This window comes from Oleiphilus sp. HI0079 (assembly GCF_001635105.1).
This window is the reverse complement of sequence record NZ_LWFT01000069.1, coordinates 1-655: the sequence shown is the minus strand read 5'-3', so window position 1 is coordinate 655 and position 655 is coordinate 1. Positions and strand designations below refer to the sequence as shown.

The window sequence follows — 655 nt, the reverse complement described above, 5'->3', positions numbered from 1 at the left end:
TTTATTGAGACTTATTACAATGATGCGATGATGAATGGCTTAAAACTCGATGTTCATCAGGAAGAGAAAGCGGTTGAGATGTTCGCATCAAATATCATGAAGGCTGGGCAGCACTTTCTGGACAACCCCATGGAGCGACCATTTATCGCTAGCTGGAATAGGGTTATTAGTGCGATGCCCAATGTACTTGAGCGCCTGAAAGAGGCGGTCGAGCTCGATAACGAAGAATTCAGGCAGTAATTATGCAGGCATTTGAGGCTTTAAACTCCAAGATAGGCGATCAATTAGCATTCGTTTATGGCGAATTGTTGACGGACTCCCAGCGAGAACAACTCCACCGCGATTTACTTCGAGAAATGCGGCTTGATCAGCAAGAGGCTGATGGCGAGCTTGAGCAGCCAGTGCCTTATCAGAATCATTGGTCTGAGCAAGACGCAATTCTCATTACTTACGGAGACAGCGTTTCTGTTGGCGCCTCGGCCTTAGATTCAAATACCGAGAAGCCTCTCGCGACTCTAAAAACCTTCCTCGACACCTATTGTGTTGATGGTTTCAACTCAGTGCATCTATTGCCTTTTTACCCCTACAGTTCCGATGACGGTTTTTCGGTTATTAACTACGTTCAAGTTAATGAGGCCCTAGGTGATTGGTCTCA

2 pseudogenes are annotated in these 655 nt (G+C 46.0%); both read left to right on the top strand.

What is annotated here, in order from left to right:
- Positions 1-240, top strand: a pseudogene (locus A3750_RS01060) (glycosyl transferase); the annotation flags it as partial.
- 2 nt (positions 241-242) lie between these two features.
- Positions 243-655: pseudogene (locus A3750_RS25630) on the top strand (hypothetical protein); the annotation flags it as partial.